Source organism: Streptomyces sp. NBC_00466 (genome assembly GCF_041433995.1).
Lineage (GTDB): Bacteria > Actinomycetota > Actinomycetes > Streptomycetales > Streptomycetaceae > Streptomyces.
Genome location: NZ_CP107896.1, coordinates 505204 through 527265, shown reverse-complemented (window position 1 = coordinate 527265; position 22062 = coordinate 505204). Strand labels below are relative to the sequence as shown.

The 22062-nt window shown below is 70.8% G+C and carries 17 protein-coding genes; 9 read left to right on the top strand and 8 right to left on the bottom strand.

Features of this window, described 5'->3' with window-relative positions:
• Positions 1–32: 32 nt before the first annotated feature.
• Together OG210_RS02395 and OG210_RS02390 are read right to left on the bottom strand one after the other, a co-directional pair.
• Complete coding sequence (locus tag OG210_RS02395) at positions 33–677, bottom strand: response regulator transcription factor (protein WP_328332879.1); 645 nt, start codon at positions 675–677, stop codon at positions 33–35.
• Positions 674–1870 (bottom strand): sensor histidine kinase, encoded by a 1197-nt coding sequence (locus tag OG210_RS02390; protein ID WP_328335657.1) that lies wholly within the window; start codon positions 1868–1870, stop codon positions 674–676. The genes OG210_RS02395 and OG210_RS02390 overlap by 4 nt, the downstream gene beginning before the upstream one ends.
• A gap of 470 nt (positions 1871–2340) precedes the next feature.
• Here OG210_RS02390 and OG210_RS02385 point away from each other — a divergent pair, with 470 nt between their 5' ends.
• The 3 genes from OG210_RS02385 to OG210_RS02375 all read left to right on the top strand — a co-directional run bounded on the left by OG210_RS02385 (position 2341) and on the right by OG210_RS02375 (position 6281).
• Positions 2341–2922 (top strand): heme-binding protein, encoded by a 582-nt coding sequence (locus OG210_RS02385; protein WP_328332881.1) that lies wholly within the window; start codon positions 2341–2343, stop codon positions 2920–2922.
• A gap of 93 nt (positions 2923–3015) precedes the next feature.
• Positions 3016–3612 (top strand): ankyrin repeat domain-containing protein, encoded by a 597-nt coding sequence (locus tag OG210_RS02380; protein ID WP_328332883.1) that lies wholly within the window; start codon positions 3016–3018, stop codon positions 3610–3612.
• A 197-nt stretch (positions 3613–3809) separates the two neighbouring features.
• Positions 3810–6281, top strand: a complete 2472-nt coding sequence (locus OG210_RS02375; RefSeq protein WP_371534901.1) for an NB-ARC domain-containing protein — start codon at positions 3810–3812, stop codon at positions 6279–6281.
• Here the strand turns inward: OG210_RS02375 and OG210_RS02370 are convergent.
• Positions 6274–8007 carry a hypothetical protein gene (locus OG210_RS02370; RefSeq protein WP_328335658.1) on the bottom strand — a complete coding sequence of 578 codons (1734 nt, stop codon included), beginning with the start codon at positions 8005–8007 and terminating at the stop codon, positions 6274–6276. The two genes, OG210_RS02375 and OG210_RS02370, sit on opposite strands and share 8 nt — an antisense overlap.
• Before the next feature lie 532 nt (positions 8008–8539).
• On the opposite strand from OG210_RS02370, the gene OG210_RS02365 reads away from it, so the two are divergent.
• The 3 genes from OG210_RS02365 (at position 8540) to OG210_RS02355 (ending at position 11014) form a co-directional block, all read left to right on the top strand.
• A complete protein-coding gene (locus OG210_RS02365) occupies positions 8540–9358 on the top strand; it encodes a class I SAM-dependent methyltransferase (protein WP_328332887.1) in 819 nt (272 codons plus the stop codon).
• A complete protein-coding gene (locus OG210_RS02360) occupies positions 9345–10049 on the top strand; it encodes a M24 family metallopeptidase (RefSeq protein ID WP_328332889.1) in 705 nt (234 codons plus the stop codon). The genes OG210_RS02365 and OG210_RS02360 overlap by 14 nt, the downstream gene beginning before the upstream one ends.
• Before the next feature lie 167 nt (positions 10050–10216).
• The gene (locus tag OG210_RS02355; RefSeq protein WP_371534900.1) at positions 10217–11014 is read left to right on the top strand and encodes an SAM-dependent methyltransferase; all 798 of its coding nucleotides are present in this window, start codon (positions 10217–10219) and stop codon (positions 11012–11014) included.
• A 63-nt stretch (positions 11015–11077) separates the two neighbouring features.
• On the opposite strand, the gene OG210_RS02350 is transcribed toward OG210_RS02355, so the two are convergent.
• From OG210_RS02350 to OG210_RS02340, 3 genes are all read right to left on the bottom strand, one after another.
• Positions 11078–12145: a TolB family protein gene (locus tag OG210_RS02350; RefSeq protein WP_371534899.1), complete on the bottom strand. Its 1068-nt coding sequence runs from the start codon at positions 12143–12145 to the stop codon at positions 11078–11080.
• On the bottom strand, positions 12142–13407 hold the full coding sequence (locus OG210_RS02345; protein WP_328332895.1) for an MFS transporter: 1266 nt from the start codon (positions 13405–13407) through the stop codon (positions 12142–12144). Before OG210_RS02345 ends, OG210_RS02350 begins: the two co-directional genes overlap by 4 nt.
• A gap of 201 nt (positions 13408–13608) precedes the next feature.
• Positions 13609–15186, bottom strand: coding sequence for a chitosanase (locus OG210_RS02340; protein ID WP_371540145.1), 1578 nt, complete (start codon positions 15184–15186; stop codon positions 13609–13611).
• Positions 15187–15981: 795 nt separating this feature from the next.
• On the opposite strand from OG210_RS02340, the gene OG210_RS02335 reads away from it, so the two are divergent.
• Both OG210_RS02335 and OG210_RS02330 read left to right on the top strand, forming a co-directional pair.
• On the top strand, positions 15982–16521 hold the full coding sequence (locus OG210_RS02335) for a putative immunity protein (RefSeq protein WP_328332897.1): 540 nt from the start codon (positions 15982–15984) through the stop codon (positions 16519–16521).
• Positions 16522–16751: 230 nt separating this feature from the next.
• Positions 16752–17546, top strand: a complete 795-nt coding sequence (locus OG210_RS02330; RefSeq protein ID WP_328332899.1) for an LPXTG cell wall anchor domain-containing protein — start codon at positions 16752–16754, stop codon at positions 17544–17546.
• A gap of 29 nt (positions 17547–17575) precedes the next feature.
• On the opposite strand, the gene OG210_RS02325 is transcribed toward OG210_RS02330, so the two are convergent.
• Both OG210_RS02325 and OG210_RS02320 read right to left on the bottom strand, forming a co-directional pair.
• Entirely contained in the window at positions 17576–18253 is a 678-nt protein-coding gene (locus OG210_RS02325; protein WP_328335660.1) for an ankyrin repeat domain-containing protein, read from the bottom strand.
• 121 nt (positions 18254–18374) lie between these two features.
• Entirely contained in the window at positions 18375–19244 is an 870-nt protein-coding gene (locus OG210_RS02320) for a hypothetical protein (RefSeq protein WP_371534898.1), read from the bottom strand.
• Between the two features lie 469 nt (positions 19245–19713).
• On the opposite strand from OG210_RS02320, the gene OG210_RS02315 reads away from it, so the two are divergent.
• Positions 19714–21960 carry a serine/threonine-protein kinase gene (locus tag OG210_RS02315; RefSeq protein WP_371534897.1) on the top strand — a complete coding sequence of 749 codons (2247 nt, stop codon included), beginning with the start codon at positions 19714–19716 and terminating at the stop codon, positions 21958–21960.
• Positions 21961–22062: the final 102 nt, after the last annotated feature.

Here is a 22062-nt window from a genome sequence, read left to right as displayed (position 1 = left end):
CATGGGCTGTCGGAGAGGGAACCGGACAGCGATTACGGAATGAGGCGCTGCTCCTTCGCCGTCGCGACGGCCCCCGCCCGTGTCTCGACGCCCAGCTTGCTGTAGATACGGCCCAGATGGGTCTTCACGGTCGCCTCGCTGATGAACAGGGCGCGGGCGATGTCACGGTTGCCGAGGCCGTGGGCCAGCTGGCCGAGGATGTCCAGTTCCCGCCCGGTGAGTGAGGGCTGCGGGCTGCGCATCCGGGCCATCACCCGGCTGGCGATCGGAGGGGAGAGCGTGGTGCGGCCCTGCGCCGCCGCGTGGATGGCGTCGAAGAGTTCATCGGGGCGCACGGCCTTCAGCAGATATCCGGTGGCGCCGGCCTCGATGGCGCGGGTGATGTCGGCGTCCGTGTCGTACGTGGTGAGGACCAGCACATGCGGGCCGTGCGGGGGGACCGCGGCGGACGTGATGCGGCGGGTGGTCTCGACGCCGTCGATGCCCGCGCCCAGCTGGAGGTCCATGAGGACCACATCGGGGACCAGCTTGGCGGCGAGTGCCACCGCTTCCTCCCCGGTGCCGGCCTCGCCGACCACGTCGATGCCGGGGGCGCTGCCCAGCAGAGCGAGCAGGCCCGCGCGGACGACGACGTGGTCGTCGCAGACGACGATCCGGACCGGGGGCGGGGTACTCACGGGCTCTCCATCGGAGTCGGGGCGGGTGCGGCCAGCGGGACCGACACGGACAGGACGGTGCCGCGGCCCGGCGCCGACTCGATGGTGAGGGTGCTGCCGAGCTGGCGGGCGCGTGCCCGGATTGCGGGCAGGCCGTGCCCGCGCAGGCCCTGCCTGCGCGGATCCTGCCCGCGGGGATCCTGGCCGTCCGCGGCGGGCCGATCGGGGTCGAAGCCCCGGCCGTCGTCCGCGATGTCGAGGACCACCTGGTCGTCCAGGCTGGTCAGGGTGAGTGCGGCGGTGGTGGCACCGGAGTGCTCGCGTACGTTGGCCAGCCCGCCCTGGGCGATCCGCAGCAGCGCGTACCGCACCCGGTCGGGTAGAGCGGCCGACGCGCCCTCGGCGTGGAAACGGACAGTGATCCCCGCGCCCGACTCGCGCTCGGCCAGGGCCCGCAACGCCTCTTCCAGGCCGCCGTCGGCCGCCTCGGCCTCGGCGAGATCGGCGGGAGCCAGATCCCGTACAAAGCGGCGTGCCTCGGCCAGGCCCCGCTCGGTGACCGACTCGGCGGTGCGGACATGGGTGCGGGCGAGCGCCCCGTCGGTCTCCCAGATCCGGTCGGCGGCCTGGAGCAGCATCTGCTGGCTGGACAGGGACTGCGCGAGGGTGTCGTGGATCTCCATGGACAGGCGCTGGCGCTCGGCGAGCATCCCTTCGCGGCGCTCGGTGGCGGCCAGTTCACGGCGGGTACGGATCAGGTCGTCGATCAGCGCGCGCTGCCGGTCCGTCTGCCGCTCCATGTGGAGGAAGACAGCGGTGGCGATCGCGGCGACAGCGGGCGGGGCGAGCAGCCGGTCCGCGTCGAAGCGGCCGGCGAGCTCCAGTTGGGAGGCGACGACCAGGACGGTCAGCAGGCCGACGAGGACGAGTGCCGCACGTGTCGGCAGGGTGCGCAGCCCGGTGTAGAAGAGCGGCACCGCGCACCACGCGAAGCTGGGCGCCAGCAGGACGAGGACCACCCAGACGGTGACCACCAGGGCCAGCCAGGTCAGCCGGCGGGGAGTGGCGCTGGCGCCGAGCGGGGGTCCGAACATGTACAGCAGGGCCAGGACGCCGGACAGGGCGATGATCCAGGGGATGCGTGCCTCGCCGGCGTGCCGGATCAGGAAGCGCGTGAGGGCGCCGCCGAGCAGCAGGAAGAAAGCCACATGCATGACGGCGGCGAGCCATCCGGCGTCCGGGTCGGCTTCGGCGTGCTGCGCCACGGCGGGGCTCCCCTCGTCCTGTCGTCTTCTGTCGTGACGTTCTGTTTCCTGCGGTCCGTTTCCTGCGGTCCGTGCTGTTCTGTACCGCCCCGCAGGGCAAACACCCTCATTGTGGTCGATCACGGCGAGCGCTGCGTCAACCGATCGGATGACCCGGGCATCAGCCGGTCCGCGCTCCGCTTGCAGCCGGTACGCCGACGGGCCGGGCGGGGTCCCGGACCCAGGATGGATCCAGGAGCGGACGGCAGCGCCGGGACCTCACCGGCAGCCGGCCCCCGCCACGGCCGCATCCGCGAGCCACCGCCCCACCCCGCACCACCGCCCCACCCCGCACCACCGCCCCACCCCGCACCACCGCCCCACCCCGCACCACCACCCCACCCCGCAAACCACCACCCCACCTCACCAGGAGCCGACCCGTGAAGCACGTCAAGCGCACCTCCAGGCGCACCCGTCTCGCCGTAGCCGGTGCCCTCGTCGCCGCGACCGCCGCCGGCACCACGCTCGGCGCGGTCTCCGCCAGCGCGTCCTCCCCGTCCCCGGCCGCCCGCGCCGCATCCGGCGCAGCGGCACAGAGCGACGTCCACCAGGGCGACCTCGCGGTCTCCACCCACCTGGACATCGACGGCGCGGCCAAGGCCGCGCAGGCCGCCCTCGACGCCGCCGAGAAGGAGAACCAGCACGTCTCGGTCGCCGTCGTCGACCGCGACGGCAACACGGTCGTCACCCTCCGCGGCGACGGCGCCGGCCCGCAGTCCTATGTGTCGGCCGAGAAGAAGGCGTACACCGCGGTCTCCTGGAACGCCCCCACCTCCGAGCTGGTCAAGCGCCTGGGCCGGACTCCTCAGCTGAAGGACATCCCCGGCACACTCTTCCTCGCGGGCGGCGCATCCGTCACGGCGAAGGGCGCGCCGATCGCGGGCATCGGTGTCGCGGGTGCCCCGTCCGGTGACCTGGACGAGAAGTTCGCCCGGGCGGGCGTCGCCGCTCTCACCGAGTAGGCGGCGCCGCGCGGGCGCCGAGCGGAGGACAAGAGCAGGATGAGCGGGACGAACACGCACCGGGTGAACCCGGGCCGGCCGAGGAGGACCACAGTGAACGAGCAGGACCGGACCCTTCTGGAAGCGGCCGGCCGGGGAGACACGACGGCGGTGCGGGCCGCCCTGGCGGCCGGCGCCGCCCTGGAGGCCCGCGACGGGCACCGGCGTACCGCCCTCCTGCTCGCGTCCATCGGCGACCACGTCGGGGCCGCCCGCGTCCTGGTCGCCGAGGGTGCCGACCCCGACGCCCAGGACGACCGCGACGACAGCCCCTGGCTGGCCACCGGTGTCACGGGAAGCGTGGCGATGATGCGCGAGCTGTTGCCGGCCGGCCCCGATCTGACCCTGCGCAACCGCTTCGGTGGGATCGCGCTGATCCCGGCGTCCGAGCGCGGCCATGTCGACTACGTACGCGCCCTGCTGCGGGAGACCGATATCGACGTGGACCATGTCAACAACCTCGGCTGGACGGCCCTGTTGGAGGCGGTGATCCTCGGTGACGGGGGTCCGGCGCATCAGGAGATCGTCGGACTGCTGCTCACGGCAGGTGCCACGCCGGGCCTGCCGGACGGCGACGGGGTGACGGCCCTGACCCATGCCGAGCAGCGCGGGTACACCCGGATCGCGGAACTCCTGCGGGACGCCACTTGATACCCGTACGAATTCGTCGGCGCGCGCGGGCCACCCCGGAGTTGGTCCCGTACGCGTCGCGGGCGGCGTTCGGGGCGGTCTTCGAAGGCGGCGTGATGCAAACGAAAGGCCCACGGCACCGCCCGAGTGGGCGGTGATCTCCCTACGGCAGTGGTGACCTCGGTACGCTGACCCGACGTCGACACGAAGGGGGCTCGGTGGAAGCTGAGTTGGCGGCGCTCGCGTCATCGGGGGCAACCGCGCTGGTGGGGCTCATGGTCTCGGAATCCTGGGACCGGGCCAAGCTCCGGCTGGCGCGGTTCTTCGCGCAGCACGGGCGGCCGGGCCCGGAGGGCGCGACCGATGAGGACCTCCAGAGCGCCCGTGACGAACTCCGCAGTGCCCGGCAGGCCGACGACACAGGTGCGGCGGCCGACATCGAGGCGGAGTGGCGGCAGAGACTGCGCAGGGCCCTCCGTGAGGACCCTGCCGCCGCGCGGGAACTCCGCAGCCTGCTGACGGAACTCGCTCATGAGGCGGGCGTGGAGTGGGACGCGAGTCCCCATGCCGAGATCAGCGGCGGAGTGCAGAACGGTCCCGTCTTCCAGAACACGCAGATCCACGGCGGCATTGTCTTCCAGGCCCAGCCGCCCGCGCCGCTGGACGCGAAACCCGACCAGGTGCCGGCCCGGACCAGCCGCTTCGTCAACCGCACCGAGGAACTCCTCGCTCTCGACGGCTTCTTCACCGCGCTCGCGGACGGTTCCCCGCACATCGACATCGGAGCACTCGACGGCCTGCCGGGCGTGGGCAAGACGGCGATGGCCTGCCGGTGGGCGGAGAAATCCCGGAACCTGTTCCCCGACGGCCAGATCTACGTCGACTTCGCTGAACTGCGCGGGACCGGCGGCGGAGCCGATGTCTTCGAAGCGGTCGGCATGTGCCTGAGGGCCTTGGGTGTCGCAGACGCCTATCTGCCGCAGTCGCTGACCGAGCGGACCCAGCTGTTCCGGTCGCACTCCGCCGGGCGGCGGATCCTGCTCGTACTGGACGACGTTGACCAGCCCGCCCAGGTCAGAGCCCTGGTACCCAAAGGCCCTGGCAGCGCAGTGCTGGTGACGAGCAGCAGTAGACTCGGGGAGCTCGCGGCCGTCGAGGGGGCCCGGCTGATGTCGCTCGAACCGCTCGACGCGGCCGGCGGGCTGAAACTGCTGGCGGCGCGGTGCGGTCAGCAGGCCGTCGACGACGAGCCGGCAGCCGCTGAGCAGCTGGTCGGCCTGTGCGCCGGGCTGCCGGTCGCACTGCAGGTGGCCGCTGCCCGTCTGATGTCCACCCGCCGCCTCACCATGGCCGCCCTGGCCGCGGAACTTGCCGACGAGACCGGCCGTCTGGCCGCACTGTCACTGCGAGGAGAGCATTCGGTGTCCGCCGTATTCGGAACCTCCTACGCCCAGCTCCCGCCCGACGCCGCCCGGCTCTACCGGCTGCTCGGCTGGGTCCCCGGCCGCACCTTCGACACCGGCACGGCAGCGGTGGCCGCGGGACTTCCCCCGGCCACGGCCCAGGATCTGCTGGACGTGCTGGACGACGCGAGCCTGCTGGAGGCGACGCCGGACGGGCGTTACCGGATGCATGGACTCGTACGGCTGCACGCCAGGGAGTGCGCCGCCGATGAGGAGAGCCCCGCCGCGCGCCGGCAGTTGATCGGCAGAGTCACCACGCACTACCTTGCCCTCACCGCATTCGCCGACCGTGCGGTACGGGCGGACCGGCTGCGTATCGCCGAGCTGTCCGAGGTCATCGGCGGAGCCCCCGACCCGTTCGCCTCCCCGTCCGCGCCGCGGCCGCTCGCCTGGCTGGAAGCCGAACGGCCGAACATTCTGGCCGTCCTGCGCGAGGCGGCACAGCAGGGCCTGCACACCCCGGTGTGGCAGCTGTCCGAAGCCTTCACTGTGCTCTTTCTTCACCGCAGGCACCTTCGCGACTGGATGGAGTCACTGGAACTGGGCGCGGCTTCGGCCGCCGCGGCGATGGCACCGGCCGCCGAGGGCCGGCTGCGCAGCCTGCTCTCCCGCCCGCTCATGGACCTGGGGGAGTACGACAGGGCCCGCACCGAACTCGACAGTGCCGTCGCGTGCGCCGAGATCGCCGATCACACCGCCCTGCGCGCCTCCGTCCAGGAATTCCTGGGCCGGTACCTGGACCACGCCGACCCCTCTCGCGCTGCCGCGGCCTACCAGCGCTCACTGGAACTCAACGAATCGGCCGGCGAGCGGCGGGGGGCCGCCATCGCCGCCTACTTCCTGGGCCGCGCCCAGGACCGGGACGGCGATTCCGCGGCGGCCCTGACCACACTCCGGCACGCCCACGCCGGGCTCACGGCCTGTTCCGACCTGCGGATGGCGGCCCGGGTGACCGCGGCCACCGGTGAGGTCCACGACCACCTGGGCGACACGGAAGAGGCTGTCCGGGCGCTGCGGGAGGCCGCGGTCGCCCTCAGGGCGCAGGAGGCGACCCACTACGAGGCCCAGGCTCTGGTCCTGCTCGCCGGTATCGCGCAGCGCCCGGGCAACGACCGGTCCACCGCGCGCGCCGACCTGACCCGGGCTCTGGAGATCTACGAGGCGGGCGGCAGCCCACTGGCCGACGCGCTGCGCGAACGGCTGCGGGATCCGGAGGACCTCAGCTGAACCGGGCCCCGGTCCGCGATTCCCCGCCGCTGGGAAGGACCCGCAGCGCAAGCATCTGTGTCCGTGCGGCGCCCAGCCGCAGTTCCACCCCGGGGTGCTCCAGCGGCCTTCCCGCCCGCAGGAAGCTGTAGACCACGGCTGCCGCCAGACCGGGATCCGGGGCAGGCACCTGCCCGGCTGTCTGCGCGGCCGCCTCCACGATCCGTCCGTCCCGCAGGCCGGTCAGTACGCGCCCGCCGTGCAGTGCTACCGCTGCGATCAGGCAGCCGGGAAGCCGGGCGAGCGTGTCGGCGATCCAGCCCGTGGCGGATTCGGTGCTGTCTGCGGGCGCGCACCGGAACAGCACGGAAGCGCTGTCCACCAGCCGTCCGTCCCGCTCGCCCTCCTGGCAGGCCAAGTGGGCGAACTGTGCGGGCCCTTCACGGGGGTCGCCGTGCACGGCCGACGGGGTGCGGTCCACCATGACCGCCAACTGGCCCGCGTCCGTGGAGACAGCTGTCGTCACGGTCCAGGCCAGGACCGCGCGTACCGCCATCTCCGGAGCGCCGAGAGCCGCCGCGCCGGGCGGCGGCGATGACGGCTCCGGGAGCTCCAACAGGCGGTACACGGCGCTGCGCAGTCGGGCGAGCGCCTGCCCCGGCTCGGCGAAGGCCTGCTGCGCGACAGCCTCGTATCGCCGTGGCTCGTGCAGATCGACAGCCTTCTCGACCTGCCCCCGCAGGTCCTTGAGCGGATCGAGCCGGGGCGCGACCCGCGCCAGTTCGGAAACGGCGGTCCCCGGCACCGCGTCGCTGCCGAACGAGCCGATGAGCAGCGGGATACCGAGTGAGGCACCGTAGAGCGTCACCGAGCCGTGGTCACCGATGACGGCATCGGCCGCGACGAGGGCGGGCCGCCAGGTGTGCACCGGAGGCACCAGCAGCAGACCGGCTTCCAGCGCGGACGCCAGCAGATTGCTGAGCTGCCAAGCGCCGTGTCCCGCCCAGACGTTGGGGTGCACGATCGCGCCGACCCGGTACTCGTCGTACGGAAGCTCGCCGAGGAGACGGGCCGGGAGCCCGGGATCGCGGCCCAGCAGGGACGTGGGGCCCCAGGTCGAACTGAGCATGACGAGGCGCTGATGGTCCGCGATGCCGAGCGCCCGGCGGTAGGTGTCCCGGTGCGGCCGGCTGGCGATGAGGTCGTCGAAGCAGGGGTCCCCGATCAGGAGCGTGCGGCCGGCGGCTCCGGGGTGCGATCCGCGCAACTGCTGTTCCTGGCCGGGGTGCGACACCGCGAGCCAGGCGCGCCCGGCCTCCAGGAGCGCGTCCGGCACCACACCGGACAACCGGGCCCGGTCACTGCGGGAGTCCGGTACCAGCTTCTGGAAGCCCACTCCGTGGGGCAGCACGAGTACCGGGCAGTCGCCCTCCGGAAGGTCGACGTTCTCGCTGGCCGAGATGATGAGATCCGCGGAGACGTCGCGCAGCTGGTCCCACGGCATGACCCGGCACCCGGCGTCATGGAGAAGGTCGAGGACACCGTCGTTGAACGCGGATGTGGGGTCGTGGGCGAACACGACGGAGACCCTGCTGTCATCACGGAGTACGGCAGGCAGGCACTCCAGGACGCGTGCGCTGGACGTGACCGTACGGGCCGCTACGACCAGTGTCCTCTCGGCGTGGAAGGTGCTCCACCGCCGGGAATCCCGGCCCACAGGGACACGCAGATGCGGACTACTGTGCATGGCCACCCCGCCAGATTACGCGCCGCCCGTTCACGACGGCTCGCGGCTCGCGGCTCGCGGCTCGCGGCTCGCGGCTCGCGGCTCGCGGCTCGCGGCTCGCGGCTCGCGGCTCGCGGCTCGCGGCGATGTTCCGCTAGCGCAATTCAAAGCGTTCCGCAATCCTTCTGGGATTCCCGTACTTGACAGCCCGTCCGGCGTCAGCTGTGCCTCTCGCGGCACCGTGCCGGACGGCTCCCACAGTATCTTCCGCCACCAGAGGCGTGCGACGGCTTCCTGGAGGTGTTCACAGGATCACATCTGCGAGCTGTTTGGTTGATGGGATGAGCATTCGCCAGTTGATTTACGTCAAGGCTATGGCAGATGCAGTATGAGGAGGGATGGATTCCCGATAGGTGCGGAGGCGAAGACGGTGGCTGGTGTCGCGGGGAGGCCCGAGGTGCGGGAGCCGTCGCGCGGGCCCGGCGCGCCCGCCGGTGGCCCGGCCTTCCCTCCTTCGCTGATTCCCTGCTCACGAGGCGAGGTTTGGATCTTCATGGATGTCCGCAGCTCCGATGGCAGCGCCGGTGATGTCGACTACGGCAGCATCGGCACCGGCTACTCGAACCACCGGCGGCCCGATCCCCGGATCGCCCAAGTCATCGCCGACGCTCTGGGCGGTGCCCGGAAGGTCGTCAACGTGGGTGCGGGAGCCGGTTCGTACGAGTCCGCCGCAGTGGCGGTCACGGCGGTCGAGCCGTCCGAGTCGATGCGGGCCCAGCGGTCCACGGGGCTGCCCCGGGCGGTGGACGCGGTGGCGGAGAACCTGCCGTTCGCGGACGGGGAGTTCGACGGGGCGATGACCCTCTTCAGCGTGCACCAGTGGTCCGACGTCGACGTGGGCCTGCGGGAGATGCGCCGGGTGACCCGTGGCCCGGTGGCCGTGCTGACCTGCGATCCGGAACTGGTCAGGGACTTCTGGCTGTACGAGTACGCCCCCGAGGTCCTCGACACCGAGGCACGGCGCTACCCTGCGCTCCGGGCGATGGCCGAGGCTCTCGGCGGTACCGTCGGCGTGCAGGCCGTGCCGATCCCGCTGGACTGCACGGACGGGTTCAACGAGGCGTACTACGGGCGCCCGGAGATGCTGCTCGACCCCGCCGCCCGGCAGGCGTGCTCGGCATGGAGCTTCGTGGACGACGGGGTGCGCGAACGGTTCACGGACCGGCTGCGCGCGGATCTGGAGTCCGGGGCATGGGACGCGCGCTTCGGTCACCTGCGCAGCCAGTCGCACTATGAGGGGTCGCTCGTTATTGTGCGCGCGACACCACAAGAGGCCCAGGAAACAGGGGAACAGCACCATGGCGGTACCTGATCGGATGGACGAGCAACTGCGTGCGCTCGGGCTGGAGGAGGCGCAGCGCAAGGCGGTGGCCCTCTTCGCGGAGGTCGAGACCAGGCACCTGGTGGCGCCGGGCGCCGGTGAGCGGGAGGTCAGCGACCGGATCCGGGACCTGGCGAACGACATGTTCGGGACGACGAAACACTGGCACAAGCGGATCGTCCGCTCCGGCCCGCACACGATGTTCCCGTACCAGGAGAATCCGCCGGACCGGGTGATCGGTGCGGACGACATCGCGTTCGTCGACTTCGGCCCGATCTTCGAGGAGTACGAGGCGGACTTCGGGCGCACCTTCGTCCTCGGCGGCGACCCTCACAAGGAGCGGCTGCGCGACGACCTGGCGACGGTGTTCGCGGCGGGCCGGGAGGCGTTCCGGGCGGCCCCGGACATCACGGGGAAGCAGCTGTACGCGGAGGTCGAGCGGCTGGCCGCCGACGCGGGCTGGACGCTGGGCGGCTGGCACGCGGGCCATCTGGTCGGCGAGTTCCCGCACGAGACGATCGACGGGGCGAAGGCGGAGTCGTACATCACGCCCGACAACGACACCCCGCTCCGCCGCACCGACCGCGCCGGATGGCGCTGCCACTGGATCCTGGAGATCCATCTGGTCGATGAGGAGAACCGCTTCGGCGGTTTCTACGAGCAGCTCCTCGACCTCGCCTGACCGGACGCCGCCGGCCCGGAACACCCGGAACCCCTCCCGGGGAACGGGGCTCCGGGCCGCGGCCCTGACGCGACAAACTGCGGTCATACGCAGCGAAGTTGATGTGGGAAGCTGTCGGCAACCGCTCGCCGGTGGGGAGCCGGGGCGGTCGTCGAGAGGGGCGCAGCGTGAGACAGGACGGCTTCCGTGCCGAGGGGATCGACACCAGCAGGCCGCACCCCGCCCGGATCTACGACTACCTGCTGGGCGGCAAGGACAACTACCAGGTCGACCAGCAGGCGGCCGAGCGGCTCGCCGCCGCGGCGCCCGAGGTGCGGATCGGGGTACGGGCGAACCGGGCCTTCCTGCGGCGCGCCGTCAGATACGTGATCGGCAGCGGCGTCCGGCAGATCCTCGATATCGGCACCGGACTGCCCACCTCGCCGAACGTGCACGAGACCGCCCAGGAAGTGGCGCAGGACGTACGCATCGCGTACGTCGACAACGACCCCATCGTGAACGCCCATGCCAACGCACTGCTCAGCCGCTCCGGCGCGACCAGCGTCGTGCTCGCCGATCTGCGCGACCCGCGGGCCATTCTGGACCACCCCGACATCCGCCGGGTCATCGACTTCGACGAGCCGGTCGCCGTGCTCCTCATCGCCATCCTCCACTTCCTCACCGACGCCGAGAAGCCCGGGCAGGTGGTCGCCACCCTGCGCGACGCGCTGCCGGCCGGCAGCTTCCTGGTGCTCTCGCATGCCACGAGCGACTTCGCCGACCGAAGTGCGGCCCAGGCCGTCTACAACAACGCCACCGCCACTCTGAACCTGCGCTCCCGGGCCGAGGTGGAGCGGTTCTTCGACGGCTTCGAGCTCATCGGACCCGGCCTGGCCCAGGTGCCGTTCTGGCGCCCGGACGCCCCGCCGCCTGCCGGTTCCGACGAGATCGGCTTCTACGGCGGGGTGGCACGCAAGACCGGCTGAACCAGCTTTCAGCGCAAGGCAGTTCACGTCAGCGCAGAGCAGTTCACTTCAGCGCAAGGGAGGTCACCGGGACTGCCCCGCCTGCCCGCCGCCGTTCATCACGGCGGGGGAGGTCGCGTCATGGATGAGGATGTGCGGGGTGCCGGTGCCGTCGGCGGGGGTCGCCCACACGTCCCAGCCGCCGCCGGAACCGCGGGGCCGGCCGTACATCACCGTGTGTCCGTCCAGCCAGGCCGCCTGGTCGTCGATGCTGTGGACCTCGGCAAGTGGGGTCTCCCGCATGGTCGCCAGGTCCAGGACGTACAGCCGCCAGGGGCGGTTGGCGCTGGCGTTGACGCGTTTCTTGAACACGACGCGGGTGCCGTCGGGCGACAGGGACGGGCATTCGGCGTTGGTACGCAGGGTGCGCGCCGTCCACTTCCGGTAGTCGCCCTTGACCAGGTAGGTGCGCCCCCCGGTACGTACCGTCGCGTAGAAGGTGTTGTCGTCGGCGGCGAAGTTGACGCCCCAGTAGTTCACGTCCGCCGCGTGGTACGCCTTGCCTCCGAGCGTGAGCGGGATCCCTTCGATGTTGCTCCTGAGCTTGCCGGTCCTGGTGTCCAGGACCGACGTACGGGTGGAGAAGTCGTCGCGGAGGTAGGAGTCGCCCTGGACGAACGTCGTCCAGGAGAGCATCGCGCCGCTGGCGGAGACCCGGGCACGGTTGGGGAAGCCGGCCGCCTTGACCTGGCGGGTCCGGTGCATGTCGCGGTCGAGGACGCTGACGTAGGTGGCGGGAACCGGTCCTCTGCGCTGCAGGCAGATGCCGGTTCCGTGGGCGGTGTAGAGACGGTCGCAGCGCGCTGCTCCGGTCGTTCTGGCGCCGCCGGGGCGGGCCGCGGACACCGTCGCGGCATGGCCGAAACCGGCGCCGGGAGCGGTGTCGCGGAACAGGATCCGGCCCGGCCGGTCCAGCTGGATGCTGCCGGTCGGCCCGGCGGCGGTGTCGCCCCGCGAGTGCATGACGTAACCGGTGACGGTGGTGGCCAGGACCAGAGCGGTCATGACCAGGACCAGCACCCTCGTCCTGGTGCTCAGGCCCGGATTCTTCGGAGAGCCGGTGGTGTCGGTGGTGTTCGCCTGTGGGCTCATGTGCGGGTGCCTTCTTCACGGAGCGGGAGGATCCACAGCGCGGCGAGGATCGCCGTCACCAGGGCGGCGAGCGCCAGCGCGAGTGCCGCGTGCAGACCCCAGAGGGTCCAGGCGGCGCCGAACAGCACGGAGGAGACCAGCATCGCCACGGACTGGCCCGTCTGGATCAGCGCCATGCCGCTGGCGCGCAGTTCCGCGGGCAGCAGCGGTCCGACGGCGGCCATCAGAACCCCGTCGGTGGCCGCGTAGAACAGGCCGTGCAGGACGAGAGTGATGACCAGCAGCGCCGCTCCGCCGACCGGGCCGAACAGCAGCAGGTACGCACCGAGCAGCGCCACATACCCGCCGGTGAACACCCGCAGTCTGCCGAGCCGGTCGGCGAGCTGCCCGAACGGGACTGCCAGCAGCAGATAGGTGGCGGTCGTACCGAGCGGCAGCAGCGGGAAGTACTCGACGGCGATGTCCAGGCGCTCCTGGAGCAGCAGGTAGACGAACGAGTCGCTCAGCGCCACCGTGCCCAGCAGGGCCGCGCCGATGCACACCCGGCGGAAGCGGGGCAGCAGGAGGAGCCGCAGCGCGGCGCGGACGGTCGCGCCCTGCGGGCCGGCCAGGGTCTCGCGCCGGTCGCGGACCGTCAGGGCCAGCACCACCACCGCGAACGCCGCGATGCAGAAGCTCGCGACAAACACGGTGTCGTACCGGTCCGGATCCGCCAGGAGCAGCCCGAACGCGACCAGCGGGCCGAGGAAGGCGCCGGTGGTGTCCAGCGCCCGGTGGATGCCGAACGAGCGGCCCAGCGTCCCGGGGGTGCTGCTCAGCGAGATCAGCGCGTCCCGCGGTCCGGTGCGCAGGCCCTTGCCCGTACGGTCGGCGGCGATCACCGCACCGAGGGCCGGTACGGAGGCGCCCGCGGCGAACAGGCCCAGTTTGCAGAGGGCGGACAGGGCGTATCCGCTGCCCGCGACGAGTTTGCGCCGCTGCCAGCGGTCCGCGGCGTGCCCTCCGGCCAGGCGTACGAGAGCGGTGATCCCGAAATACATGCCGTTGAGGGCGCCGAACTGGAGGGGGCTCAGGCCGAGGGTGAAGATGACGTACATCGGCAGGACGGCGGTGATCATCTCCGATGAGATGTCGGTGATCAGGCTGACCGATCCCAGGGCCACCACATTGGGTGCCACGGCCGCCCGCGCCCGTCCGGACCCCGGCCGCGCGCCCTCGGCGGTGCCGGGCGTCGGGGTGGACCGGCTCGATGAGACGTACATGGCTCTGTCCTCCCTGCTGGCTCGTGCTCGTTGTGCCGACGCAACTGTCGCGCCGGCGGAACTGCCGCGTCGGCTGAACTGCCTTGCTGCTGGGCCGATATGCCCGCTGGGCCTGCCGGCCGGCACGCCGTGCACCGGTGTGTGCCGGCCGGCAGGGTCGATGGACCGGTCAGAGTCCGGCCGGCCCGGTGAGCCGCGCTGTCACCGCGCGATCGTGTACGGGTCCCCGTACGTCTTCCAGGACAGCGGCGGGTTCAGACCGAGGTTGCCGGCGGCGAGGAACACCCGCTGCTCCGTGTCGACCCGGCTGGTGTCGTCGTGCGCGGCCTCGGTGAGCATCGCGGCCTTGCGGGCGTCGAGGAAGGCGTTGAGATACGTCTTCTCGTCGCCGCCCTGTGCGGGGGTCCTGGCGTGCTTCATCGCCGTGGCGCGGATCCCGCCGAAGCTGACCGGGTCCGTCCCGGGGCCGTGCATGACCATCGCGTCGTAGTAGCTGAACTGCCCCAGCGCGTGCAGCCCGTCCTGCTTCGCCCGGTCCACGGACGGGGTGAAGTACACCCGGTCCCGCTCGTCGTTCTGGGCCTGCTGGAACGCCGGGTCCGACGCCGCCGTGTGCCAGGCCGAGACGAAGCCGGATCCCAGACCGGCGTGCGAGTCGCTGCCGTTCACCTTGCGCAGGGCGGGCAGATACGCGGCCAGCGGGTTGCCCGGCTCCCGCTGTGTGTACAGCTGGACCAGGTCGAGCATGTCACCGGTGCCGGAGCAGAACCCCACGATCCCGCCCGTGTAGCCGCGCCCGTCGCCGATGTCCTCGACATAGGTGTACTGCGCCTTCCAGTCCAGCGACGAGTTCTCCGCGCTGGACACCAGCTGCATCGCGATGTCCTTCTTGTGCGGGTCCGTCAGATCCGCCGCCGAATCGGCTGCTCCACCTGCTGCTCTATCGGCTGCTCCACCTGCCGCTTTACCGGCCGGCGCAGGGGCCGGTGGGCGTGCTGGTGCGGCCGCCGGTGCGACTCCCTTGCCCTTCCGGGGCGCGACGGAGGTGTTCCAGATGTCGGTGACGGGCTTCGCCGACGCGGCCTTCCCCAGGGGAGCGAGTCCGTACATGTCCTCCAGCGTGCGGAGCAGTGAGTAGTGGTTGTAGTGGGCCTTCGACTTGGCGCCCGGCTGCACGTGGTCACCGACGACCATGGTGGCGATCTGGTTGTCCGAGTCGTCGCCGTCGTCCTCGTCCCAGGTCAGCATGAGGGCGCTGTTGTGCGTCTTGGCCCACTGGACGTAGCCGTCGAGGTTCTTCTTCAGCCAGCTGTCGCCCTGCTTGACGCTGCCGTCGTGCATGTCGTTGTCCAGGTTGGGCGTCACGAAGGACACCGTGGGCAACTTGCCGTAGTCCGAGGGGAACCGGTCGAATCCCAGGTTGGACGAGGCCGGGGTGTTGGCGAAGTCCACCCATCCGTTGTGCTTGCGGGCGTAGCCGCTGTCGCCGTCGTCACCGCAGTCCTTCGACCCCGCGGACGGCAGGTCCTCGGAGTACCCGATGAAGCTGTGGCCGCTGCCGAGCAGCTGGTGGCCCAGGTTGTCGGCGCTGAAGTCGTGGGGGCAGTCGTCATCGGCGACTCCGTGTGTGGAACCGGAGTACAGCGCCACGTAGTTGCCCTGGCTGGGGTGCGTCGTGCCGTGGAAGTCGGAGAACGAAGCCCCCTGCTTGGCAAGGGAGTTGATGTACGGGGCGTCCTTGCTGCCCACGATGTCGTCGTAGAACTTGTTCTCCTCCATGAGCACCACGACGTGGTCGTACTGGGGTATCCCGGATGCGGTGGTCGTCAGCGCCTTCGGCGGGGGAGGCGCGGTCTCCGCCGATGCGGCGGATCCGGCCATTCCGAGCAGGCCGAGCGCCACGGTTGTTCCGGCCGCGACAACGGCGTTCCTGGCACGGCGCGTTCGGGCCGGAACCGAGGTGGCCGGGCCGTCGCCGGACGGGTCATGGGTGCGGCGTGCGCGCAGGGGCGGGTAGGGAGGCGTCATACGGATCTCCTTGACGGGCGGTTGCCGTCGGTTCGGCAGACGTGGGGGAGGTACCTGGGGGAGTGCCTGAAGACGTGCCTGAGGAGGTGTCTGAGGAGCTCTGAACGCCTGCGGGCATTCGGATGCGTTTTCGGCCATGCCGCAGGTGTCAGTGCTGGCTTGTTGCTGCGGCGAGCTGGTGCCGCAGTGAGCGCGAGCGGCATCGGGCCGCGGGCAGCCGGGACAGAATCAACTGAGCGCGTCGGGTTACGAACTTCCGCGCCAGGCCGCTGACGGAGATTCCTACTCGTCGGCGCGGCGGCCTGTCAACCGTTCCACCGGGGTGGCCGAGTTCGCCTCCCAACCCTTGACTGAGCATCGACAGGTCGGTAAAGATTCAAACCGTCAGGAAAGTTAACTAACAGTTGGCGAATCGGGGCCGGCGATGGCAGTGAGAAGCTTCAACTACGTTGCTGCACAGGTTGGTTGACGGTTGGGCGTGGCTCCTTACCGTCGTAGCGCACCGTTTGGGGCTTCAGGCGGTTGACTGGTGGGAGGATCGGATCCGTGACGACCGGATTTGGGGACTTCGAGCTGACCATGGACGAGCTGCGCGTTGTCGCACGCTACGTTGTGGAGAGCGCTGAGGAAGTTCTCCCTGTATTCGAGGCCGCCAACCCCAGTGATCCTCGACCTCGTGCAGCCATCGAAGCCGCACGGGAGTTCGTGAACGGTGCGAGAAGGACCAAGCTCCAGCGCATCACCTCCTTGGATGCGCACCGCGCCGCGAAGGAAGCGGCCACCGAAGCCGAACGGCTCGCCGCGCGTGCCGCCGGCGATGCCGCCTCTGCGGCTTACCTCCATCCGATTGCGAAGGCCACCCAGGTAGGTCACATCCTGCGAGCCGCCGCAAGCGCGGCGCGCGTGGGGGAATTGAGCGCGGGCGGTGATGCCGCAGTCGGGCTCAAGCTGATCGAGCAGGCTCGACAACGCGCCACACCGGTCTTGATCGATGTCCTCAACCGGTACCCCCTCGCGCCGACCGGCACGAGCCGGGCCGCACAGCTCATGTCCATCCTGGACACGACCTTGCGCACGTCCCGCTAACGGGAGGCCGTCCGCCACCGTCGTCGTCCGCGGCACCTGTCGCGCACGTACCACCCACCGGCGCCCTTCGACCGAGCTGACCGAGCTGACCGAGCGGCTCCCTCCGGCCGAGCGGCGGACGCCCTTCACCCGCCATCCGGTGGACCCGGCGCACCCATGCGGAGGGCATTCGTCCCCGGCAGAGCCCAACACCCCGGTGAGCCGTAAATCGTGTGCTTAACGTGCCGGGCATGAGTCGCACCAGCCTTCTCTCCGTGACCGCCTGTGCCATGTGCCCGGCCGCCGCTCCCACCGAGCGCGACAGGGCGATGGCCGCCGGTGGCGCACCCGCCGGGCACGGCTACCACGTCGCACTGCACACACCCAGTGTGTTCACCGCACCCGTGGACTACCACCCGACGGCCCTGCTCATCGAGGCGGGCAGCAGTGACGGCGGACGGTACCCCGCCGGAATCCGGGTACGGGGTGGGGGCGAGGAATCGGCTTACGGACGCTCAGTGTTCTGGCCCGAGGACAGCGGCCGGCCGATGACCGGTCAGCACAGCCTCATCCCCCGCTCACGGGCGCACATCTCGCTGAACGAAGGACACCCCGAAGGGCAAGCCGAAGGACACCCCGACGGGCTGCCGCCGACCGGTACGGGACCGGCCGGCGCGGAGTTGCCGGGCGCCGTCGGGCAGCACTCCGCCACCCCGCTGACGCCGCCATGGCGACCGGCCGGGGGCAACGACCCGGCCGTCATCAACAACGCCTCCACCTGGCACGCCCCCGAGTACGTCCGGATCCCGGGCGAGCGGTGTTCGTACCGGCCCTGGAACTCAGCCCTGGCGACCGGTCTCACCTCGGTCGGCGACGATGTGCCGGAAGCCGCCGCCCTGCCGGCCCGCTCGCCGGCCGCACCCGTACCCGTACCCGAGTCCCGTAACGGAGGTACCAGGACCGGCTCTTCGGTCGTCTGGTACGTGGCGGGTGGTGCGCTGCTGCTGGTGATCGCCGGAGTGCTGGTCCGCCGACGGCAGCGCTGAAAGGGTCCGGGTCCTGGACACTCCGCCGGTCAGGACCCGGGGCCCTGCGAGGTGGGCGGGGGAGGCGGCGGCGCGTGCGGGCGTTCGACCCCGGACCAGCCGTCAGGGGTGACCCGGTAGTGCTGCCCGTCGTCGGCGTCCATCCGTGAGTGGGCGTGCACATCCAGGCAGTCCACCTCAAGCCGGTAGGTGAATCCGCCCATCATGCCGACCACCGGGAAGACGATCTGGACAGCCGGTCCCTCGGTCAGTGGAGCCAGCGGCGGCAGCAGATGTTCGATCTTCTCGAAGCAGTGGCCGGTCTTCTCCCGCAGCAGCGCATGGAAGTGACGCTCCAGCATCTCCGGAGGGGAGGGGAGCTTCCGCACCACGACCGGCTCCAGGAGCTCCAGCAGGTGCGTGTGCCCGTGCTCCCGGGCGACGTCCACGGGGCGCTTCCCGTCCCGGCTCCGCTGCGTGCGCCAGGCACCGTGCGCGAGCAGCCGGGCGACGACGGCGAAGTCAGCGCCGTGCCAGGCCGCCTGATGCAGCGGCGCGAAGCCGCTGCGGTTCCCGGGCCGGGGGAGGTTGACCCACCCGGGGTGCCTCCCCAACTCCTCGAACAGGCCGTTCCAGTCGGCGTCCCGGGCTGTGTCCGCGAACCGGTTCCGCTCCTCGCGGTACCACTCGCCGAGAACATCGGAGTCAGTGAGGCCGTCCCACTCCATGCTGATCACGCCGACACGCTAGCTTCGCCACCGGAGATGTCATAGAGCTTCCGGGCGGGTAAGCGAACGGCGTCGCCGACGGGGAGCCAGTGACGCGAGCACCGTAACCGGACCACCGTAGCTAGGCGAGCTGGGTCTCGCGCGCGATGGTCCGCTTGCGTTCTTGCAGTGCGGCGTGGCTCGTGAGGCCAATGAGGATGGCCAGCAGCACCGTTGATGACCCCGTGGTGCCCAGATCGAGACCGCCCTTCGCGAGCGGCTTGGTGAGGGCGTCCCCGAAGGTGGCGCCCAGTGGGCGGGTGAGGACGAAGGCGATCCAGAACAGCGCGACATGGGGCACGGCCGGCACACGCATGAGGGCAGCGAGCACGACCAGGAGCGTGACGACGAGCAGTGCTCCGCCCGCATAGCCGAGGCCGGAGCTGTCGGAGAGGAAGTCGCCCATGGATGTGCCCAGTGTGTTGGACACCAGGATCGCGGCCCAGAAGAGGGCCTCGCCACGGAAGGTGACGATCTCGGTGATCGCGAAAGTCTGCCCGGTGAACTTCCAGACGATGAAGACCGCGATCAGCAGGGAGACCAGGATCGCGGCGCCCGCCGGGTATCCGAGGCCCAGGCCCTGGGGGCCCCAGCCCAGCGATGCCGTGCCCGGAGGAAGGTACTTCGCGGCGGCGTCCCGGTTCATGAAGTCGGACATGGTGGTGCCGGCCATGCTGGTGGAGAGGATGACGGTCCAGTAGAAGACCGGGTTGTACCGAGTGGAGCGCAGCTGCACGATCAGGGTGGCCACGAACAGCATGAACAGCGCAACCGTGGTCAGGAAGTAGCCCATTCCCAGGGTCTGGGAGAACAGGTCTCCGGCTGTCTCCCCGAGGGTGGTCGCGGTGATTTTCGTGATCCAGAAGGCCAGAGTGACCTCGGGCAGCTTCTTCATCACATACGGGCCGTCGCAGGTGGCATCCACCTGGGCAGCGAACTCCGGCTTTCCCACAACGCGCTCCTGATCTGCCGTTCGGCGCTGCCGCGCGCGGACATCGAGCGGCTCGCGGTGGTGCGGCCATCGACGCGCCGCCGTCACACCGGGCATCGCCTCGAATGCGCAGCGTAGTTGGTCTACATTTCTGTAGACAAAAGAAGGTGTAGATGCCACGGGAAGCCAGGCCGGGATTCGGCAGGTTCGTTCCGGCCGCCGTACGCCCGGAGTCGGCGCGGCCATGTCACCGCTTTCCGTTTTCAAGCAGACCTCGGGCCACGGGCGGGGTGCCGTCGTCGAGGGCTCACCCGAACTTGTCAACACGACTGAACAAGACTGAACACGACTGAAACGGAGCAGGCGTCCTGGGGGCCCTGTTCGTCACCCTCTTTGCTCTGCCCTACCGTCCAGCGGCTAGTTTGTGGGGCAGAACAGGTACGCGGGCCCGTGATGACGGAGATGCACGGGGGACGAGAGGTTGGGAAGAGTGTCGCTGCGTGGAGGTGATCCGGCCGAGATCGGCGGCTATCCGCTTGAGGCGCGGCTCGGCTCGGGCGGCATGGGCACGGTCTTTCTGGCCCGTACGAGTTCGGGGCGTCCTGTCGCGATCAAACTGATCCACCAGCAGTTCGCGGCGGACGACGAGTTCCGCATCCGTTTCCGGCAGGAGGTCGCGGCGGCGAGGCGCGTGAGCGGCGCGTTCACCGCCGCCGTGGTCGACGCCGCCCCGGAGGCCGAGCAGCCGTGGATGGCGACGGCCTACATCGAGGGGCACACGCTCGCCCAGCACATCGCCGCGAAGGGCCCGCTGACCGGTTCGGAACTGCGGAAACTCGCCATCGGTCTGACGGAGGCGCTGCGCGACATCCACCGCGTGGGCGTCGTCCACCGTGACCTGAAGCCCTCGAACGTCGTGCTCTCGCCCGAGGGGCCGCGCGTCATCGACTTCGGCATTTCGCGCGCGGTGGACCAGCAGACGCTGACGATGACGGGGCGAGTCATCGGCACACCACCCTTCATGTCGCCGGAACAGTTGCAGGCACCGCGTGGTGTGGGGCCGCGGTCCGATGTCTTCTCGCTCGGGACGCTGCTGGTGTACGCGGCGACGGGGCAGGGGCCCTTCGACGCCGACAGCCCGTACATGACGGCGTACCAAGTGGTGCACGAGGAGCCCTCGCTGGATTCCGTACCGATGACGCTGCGCGCGGTCGTCGAGTCGTGTCTGGAAAAGGACCCCGAGGAGCGCCCCACGGCGGACGAACTCCTCGTACTGCTGCGGGACCTGCCTGCCGACCTCGGCGGCGCCGGCGCGGACGGGGCAGGCGCGGGCCGCACCCGCGACACGAACACCCAGCATCACCTCGCGATGCAGGCCACCCCGCCGCCGATCGCCCCGACCACCCTCGACGGTCCCGATACAGGGAGCACCGGCGCCCTCATCGGCCGCCGGCTGCGCCGCCGGTGGCGTCCCGTGCTCGCGACCGCGGTCGCCGTGGCAGCGATCGGCGGCGGGGTCGCCGCGGTGACGGCCCGGGGTGGGGGGAACAGCGGCGGAGACACAAGGAGCAGGGCCGCGGCGCCAGGTGTGCCGGGTGTCGCACTTCCGGTCGGCTTCGCGCCATGGCACCGGACCGTGCAGGGCGGCCGCAAGGACATCCCCGACGAGCTGCGCTGCGTCGCGCGCGGCGATGCGCTGTTCTGCGGGGGCGGCGGAGTCGTCGCGACCCGTATCAGGGCCGTGGACGGCTCGCAGGTGTGGAAGGTGCAGAGTCCGGGCGTCCCCGCTCAGGGCATGCACATGGTGGGCGCCACCGACGACACGGTGCTCGGTTACCGCTTCGCCGCCGAGGGCGACAGGCAGAACCCTCCCGTTGAGGTGGTGGCCATCGACGCGGCCAAGGGCCGGGAACTGTGGTCCGTGCCGTCCGGTGCACAGTCCACGGCCGTCACGGGGCGTACACGGGACGCCGTGGTGATCGGCTCCACCGTCGTGACGGTCGACGCCTCCAACTCCCGCTTCGAGGCCCGGGACGCGCACAGCGGCAAGGTGGCCTGGACGACGCCGTTCCCCGCGGGCGCGCAGTGCGCCCCGGTTCCGGTGGGCGCACAGCTCTACGCGATGTGCGCGACGAATACGGAGGTGAATGCGTCAGAGGTGCGCCACCCCACCCTGCGCACGCTCGACCGCGCCTCGGGGACACTGGGCAGGCGCATCCCGGTCAAGGGGCCCGCCGTGCCGATGGGCGTCGCCAACGGCAGTCTCGTGTTCCTCGAGGAGCACATGGACGGAACGGCGCTGGCCGGTTACGACGGGGTGGCGCGGTTCGACCCGGCCTCGGGGAAGGTCACGTACTCCCGGCTGGCGAAGACCTACGAGGGAACGCCCGGCATGGCGGACGGCAGCGTCTTCGTGAGCGGGCAGACCGGTCGCGTCACGGCCCTCGACCCCGCCACCGGCGGGGAGAAGTGGTCGCGGCAGACGGGCGTGGAGGGTGCGTCGGGCCCGGTGGCGGGAGCCGGGGCGCTGTACTTCAGCTCGGCCACCGGCCGGGTGGTCGCGCTGTCGCCGCGCGACGGCGCACCCCTGTGGACAACGGATCCGCAGGCCGACGGCCTGACGGGCGAGCAGGGCGCAAGCCCGCGTGTGACCGTCGCGGGGCGTGCGGTGGTCGTGGCCGCGGCCAAGAACACTCTCTTCGCGTTCGACACGAAGAACCCGCCGAAGTCGCCCTGACATCGGCGGCACCGGATGCCCGCCACTGTCATCGCCCTGTGGGCACTTCACCTTCAACCGGGCGAAACGCACGCCACCGCAGATCACAGACCCTCGCCACGA